We start from the raw sequence: 5680 nt of genomic DNA, 5'->3' as shown, positions 1-5680 counted from the left end.
ATATTTGAACCATAGTTGAATGCATCTGTGGCTGTATCAAAATCGAAACCACGAACTCCGAATGTCAATTTTGCATCGGCAAACCATCTGTTTTTATAATAACGGGCAATTCCTGTAATTTCCTGAAAATTTGAACCCCAGATATGACCCATATTTTGATTGTTGTGCCCATAATTTGTTAAAGCATTGCTATGAGCATAAGTGTATGGTCGCACCCGATTGAATTCACATTGTAAATATAAATTATCAATTCCGAATGCATTGTAATATTTAGCACCGATTTGAAACCCCAATTTATTTTTCCAACTTTTTTCGCCCGCAGTAATATCGCCAACAGAAAACTCATCAATTAAAAATTGGCCATAGAAATTTAATTTATTGTTCCATTTGTATTTTGATGTCAATCCTAAAATGGCGTTTCCGCTTCTGGCAGATGAAGAAAATTCGACCGAACGGTAAAAAATTATAGGATTCAAGAAATTTGCATCAAAACCTCTACCGTTGTCATTTCCCCAAATAACCGATTCAAAAAAACCAATATTAAGCTTCTTGGAAACATTCCAGCTCAAATAATGGTTCGACATATATTTGGTTGCATAAGTTCTTTCAAAGGTTACTTCTGGACGAACATCTTTCAAAAACATATAAGTATTGGTATATTTTATTTTCCAAAAAGTGGTGTTTATTTTAAAATATGGGTAAGGACTGGCGCCATCTCCCAACAATAAAGACCTGTAACCATCGCCTATAAAATTTCGGCTATAACCCAATTGTAAATTGATGAATTTGCTTGGTGTATAAGTAATATTGGCATCAGCGGAAGGAAAATCAAAACTGGTTTTATTAAAATCTTTTGCAATTCCAATTCCTGGAATAATACCAGGATCGCCACCGGTCGGTTTTATAGATTGTGCATAACGGTTAAAATATTCTGGAAAATAGCCTTGACTTTCGAAAATAGTGGTGGTGAAATTTATTTGTCTCCCAAAACCACCTTGTATTTGAACCGCTCTAGTATTATTATAAGTGTAATTTTTGGCACTCGGATTGCTTTTTCCCAATCGCAAGTCAAAAATTGGATTTAGCGTAAACCAATAATCCTGACCTTGAATCTGAACCAAATTTTCGTTGAATAATTTGCGTCCCCACCAACTTTTTTTATTGAGTTTTATTTTATTATTGGCTTCTTCTAAACTATAATATTTTTCAACCTCAGCATACGAATACGGTTTTGAAGCGGTATGGTTGTTGTTGCCTACTTGATTCAATTTGTCATCAAATTGTGAATATAACTGGTGAGAAAAAGGAATGTTCAAATGACTTTTATACTGTGGATTTTCAAAAGTTTTATAGTTTAATGATACTGAATCAAATTCTGAATTTTCTTTTACAGCTTTTTCCGAAGCTAAAGTATTTGAAATTTGTTGCTGCTTTTGTTGTTGAATTTCTTCGGGACTTTGTAACGGTATTGCAATGGTGATGGTATATTTAACATAGGTTTTTTTGCCGTTGTAAATGGCGGGTTCCACTTTTGGCATGGCTGAAAAAACCCTATTTGTTTCTTGGATCAATTCAGTATACAACGCATCTGTATATAAAACTTTGAATGTTCCGGTTGTGTCCACTTCGAAAAGTGTCATTACTTTTCCTTTGAAATTATTTTGTTTTGCAATTTCAGGAACTTGAAAATTTTTATATACAAAATCTTGTATTTGGTTGTAAAAACAATTCTCTAATTCCTGATTCATTAAATTTTGACAAGCCGGGAAAACCGGAAATTTTTCCTGATTGCCCACTTGAGAAAATATATTTTGAATAGAAAATAAGATGATAATACAAAAAAAGTAGTTTTTCATTTTAGTAGTTTTCATTTGAAACATGCCCGTCGGCTATTGTTTTTGCTACCGATGTACCAATTCTTTTCACGCCTAGTTGAATCATGGTCAAAGCATCGTCGATATTTCTAACGCCACCAGCTGCTTTTACTGGCAACGGATTTGAATTTTCAAGCATTAAAATAATAGTTTCTAAAGTGGCGCCATTGGGTAAATTATTGATTGTTGTATAAAATCCTGTGGACGATTTGACAAATATATTTGCAAAATTTTCTTCTTTAAAATTGGCAATAATCGTATTTTTTATCAAGGCGCATATTTGAATAATTTGATGGTTGCTCAACGCTGCCACTTCAATAATAAATTTTATATTTTTTTTATTTGATAATGCGAGTTTGGCACAAGCAATGATTTCTGTTTTAATTAACGTAATTTCTCCGTTTTTAAAAGCTTCGTAATTAATCACAAAATCCAGTTCATCGGCATGGTCGTTTATGGCAGTTTGGGCTTGTTGCAATTTTGGTTCTAGGTCAGAATTGCCGTTTGGAAAATCAATAACAGTCCCAATAAGCACTTTTGATTTGTGTTTTAAAATCATATCGTTTGCCAGTTTTACGTGGTCTGGACGAATCATGATTAATTTAAAATCTTCATCAATGGCTTCTTGAATAAAATGTTGCACCACTTTTGTGTTTTCCATTTCGGTCAAATTGGCTTGCTGTGCCGTTTTTAAATAGGTAGAATCTAGATATTGTTTGATATTCATTTGATGAAAGCTTTCTAAAGTATAAAAATAGAAAAATCCTAGTGAACTGGGATTGTTTTTTTGATAATTTATTATTGGTGTTTGGTTTGTGAACTGAATCTTTTTTTGGCCACAGATTTAACGGATTTTCACGGATTTTTTTGGTTTGGTTTTTTGTAAAAATTACATGAAACGATATTCCTAATATTTGTTATGATATCTTAAGAATTTCCTATTTGATTTATGTCTGAGACGCTATTTTTATAGTTTTTATTTTCCTTTCTGTTTCTACCAATTTTTCCTATCATAATTAATAGATAAATTTTGAAAAAAATGTTTACTACAGGTATAAAATTTAAAATAACTAATGTCCGATTTAGTTTTAAATCATTTAATCGCCTTACCGTAACTGATTGAAAAAGAACAAATGTAATTAAAATGGATAACTATATATAATTTTACAGTAAATAAATTTGATTAACTGTAAAATACTTCTCATATTTGTAATGTAAATAAATGTTATGTTTAACAAAGAAGTAAAATCAGTTTTAGACCTAATTCAAGTGTTCCCAACGGAACAAGATTGTATTAATCATTTAGAAATAATCAGATGGAATAGCGATGTAATTAGTCCTTTTGATGCTTCTTCTAAAGTATGGAAGTGTGCAGGAAATAAATATCAATGTAAAAATACTGGTAAGTATTTTAATGTAAAAACTAATACAATTTTTGATAACACCAAAATGCCATTACAAAAATGGTTTTTAGGAATTTGGATTGTTACTTCACACAAAAAAGGAATTTCATCTTTACAGTTAGGACGTGATTTAGATATTACTCAAAAATCAGCGTGGTTTATGTTACAACGAGTAAGAATATGTTTTGGAATCGAAAACAACAATAAATTAGATAATGAAGTAGAAATCGACGAAAGTTTTGTTGGTGGAAAAGAATCTAATAAAAACAAAAAATCTGCTAATGTAATAATTGGAAATAAAACTATTGTAGTTGGAATGGTTGAAAGTGATGGTAAATTAAAGGCTGTAAATGTTGAAAATAGACAAGCCGAAACTATTTGTCCTATAGTTTATTCTAAGATCAAAGAAACTGCAACATTATATACCAATGAACATGTTGCTTATACACGTTTAAAAAACATATACGACCATAAATTTGTAAAACATACTCGTAAGCAATATGTAAGTGGTAGAGTTCATACTAATACAATTGAGGGATTTTGGAATTTACTAAAACGCGGAATATTTGGGATTTATCATTTTACATCCAAAGAGCATTTACAAATGTATGTTGATGAATTTGTTTTTAGGCACAATACCCGTAATATTACATTTGAAAACCGTTTTGACTTAATGTTAGGAAATATGGAGAATCATTTAACTTATAAAATGCTCATCAATGCGTAATTTAGAAGAACAAAGCAGATTTTTGTTTTACTCTACAAACGAGGGTAATACAAATATTCAAGTTGTAATAGATGAAGAAAATCAAACAGTTTGGGTTTCTCAATCCAGTATGACTGAAATTTTCGATACTACAAAGCAAAATGTAAGTTACCATTTAAACAATATATATTCTGAGGGCGAATTAAATAAATTTGCAACTGTCAAGGAAATTTTGACAGTTCAATCTGAGGGAGCAAGGAATGTACAGAGGAATATAGAGTTTTATAACCTAGATGCAATTATATCAGTCGGTTATAGGATTAGTTCTCAAAAAGCAACATTGTTTAGAATTTGGGCTACATCTATATTAAAAGAATACTTGACAAAAGGATTTGCTTTAGACGATGACAGACTAAAACAAGGTAAAAATCTATTTGGTAAAGATTATTTTGATGAATTACTTGAACGTATTAGAGAAATACGAGCAAGTGAACGTAGGTTTTATCAAAAAATAACAGACTTATACTCTACTGCTGTAGATTATGATTCTAAAGCACAAATAACACACACTTTTTTTGCTACTGTTCAAAACAAACTAGAATTTGCAATTACACACCATACAGCACCAGAAATAATTAAATTAAGGGCTAATTCTAAAAATCCAAATATGGGTTTGACTACTTGGAAAAACGCAAAAATAGGAGGGAAAATATTACGAACAGATGTTGGAGTTGCAAAAAACTATCTTAAAGAAGACGAAATATCTGAATTAAATAGAATAGTCACAATGTATCTTGATTACGCTGAAAATCAAGCAAAAAAAGGAAAGATAATGAGTATGAAAGAATGGGTTGGAAAATTAGATGCTTTTCTTACTTTCAATGATTATGATTTATTAAAAGACTCTGGGAAAATTAGGTCAGATGTAGCAAAAAAGTTTGCAGACAAAGAATTTGATAAATTCAGAATTGTTCAAGACATAGAATTTAAATCTGACTACGACAAATTTGATAATGTAATAGAAAAAATAAAAAATACTGGAGAACTTCCAAAAGAGAATGAATCTATAAATATAAATTCCTTATCAATAAAATCCATATCTAAATTATCAGACTTTAATCAAAAACTTAACAAAGGATTGGAATTTGACCCAAATGCAGATAAGGAATAATATCGCTTAATACAGCACATCCACAGGAGTATGATAGTCGCAACTTAAATTGATACCATAATCGAACTCTATTAGCAAGTGTTATGCAGAACGTCCTTAAACATTTTTAAGTAGAATTTATTAGTCAACAAATTTCGAGTTGACAAAATGTTTTAAAGTTTAAAAAAAGACGATGTGTAGCATCGATAATAAGACGTTTTTGTTACTGTAAAATTATATATAGTTATTCTAAAATAATTATCCAAATATAAAACATATGCAAAACATTATTAGTCTTAAAATTAATTTTTGAGGCTTTTCGCCGAAAAAAAGATTGCAACGAAAAGCAGGATTAGCTCCAAAAAAAAAAAACAGCCATCAATTGATAGCTGTAATTATTTTTAATTTTTTCGAGTTACTTACTTAATTACTACTATTTGATTCCAACCATAGTGTTTATGGCTTACCAATCTTTTGAATAGATTGTCGAATATTGTTTCTTTATAAATCGAACGATTTAATCTATAAAAATATTCGTCTAAATATT

Annotated in this window: 5 protein-coding genes and 1 pseudogene; 2 read left to right on the top strand and 4 right to left on the bottom strand. The window is 30.1% G+C overall.

What is annotated here, in order from left to right:
- The 3 genes from RMN92_RS02685 to RMN92_RS14545 all read right to left on the bottom strand — a co-directional run.
- On the bottom strand, window positions 1–1871 hold a 1871-nt coding region (locus RMN92_RS02685; protein WP_309607917.1), incomplete at its 3' end, for a gliding motility protein RemB.
- Window positions 1858–2601: a deoxyribose-phosphate aldolase gene (gene deoC, locus RMN92_RS02680; RefSeq protein WP_309607916.1), complete on the bottom strand. Its 744-nt coding sequence runs from the start codon at window positions 2599–2601 to the stop codon at window positions 1858–1860. The genes deoC and RMN92_RS02685, both read right to left, overlap by 14 nt.
- A 200-nt stretch (window positions 2602–2801) precedes the next feature.
- Window positions 2802–3014, bottom strand: a complete 213-nt coding sequence (locus tag RMN92_RS14545; RefSeq protein ID WP_409024843.1) for a DUF805 domain-containing protein — start codon at window positions 3012–3014, stop codon at window positions 2802–2804.
- 87 nt (window positions 3015–3101) lie between these two features.
- Between RMN92_RS14545 and RMN92_RS02675 the strand changes: the two genes are divergently transcribed.
- Both RMN92_RS02675 and RMN92_RS02670 read left to right on the top strand, forming a co-directional pair.
- Window positions 3102–4004, top strand: a complete 903-nt coding sequence (locus tag RMN92_RS02675; protein WP_309607915.1) for an IS1595 family transposase — start codon at window positions 3102–3104, stop codon at window positions 4002–4004.
- Window positions 3997–5154 (top strand): virulence RhuM family protein, encoded by a 1158-nt coding sequence (locus RMN92_RS02670; protein ID WP_309607914.1) that lies wholly within the window; start codon window positions 3997–3999, stop codon window positions 5152–5154. Before RMN92_RS02675 ends, RMN92_RS02670 begins: the two co-directional genes overlap by 8 nt.
- A 398-nt stretch (window positions 5155–5552) precedes the next feature.
- Here the strand turns inward: RMN92_RS02670 and RMN92_RS02665 are convergent.
- Window positions 5553–5680 (bottom strand): annotated as a pseudogene (locus tag RMN92_RS02665) (IS1595 family transposase); the annotation flags it as partial.

The sequence above is a fragment of the Flavobacterium sp. genome, assembly GCF_031363805.1.
Classification (GTDB): domain Bacteria; phylum Bacteroidota; class Bacteroidia; order Flavobacteriales; family Flavobacteriaceae; genus Flavobacterium.
This window is presented reverse-complemented; position numbering and strand designations above follow the sequence as displayed.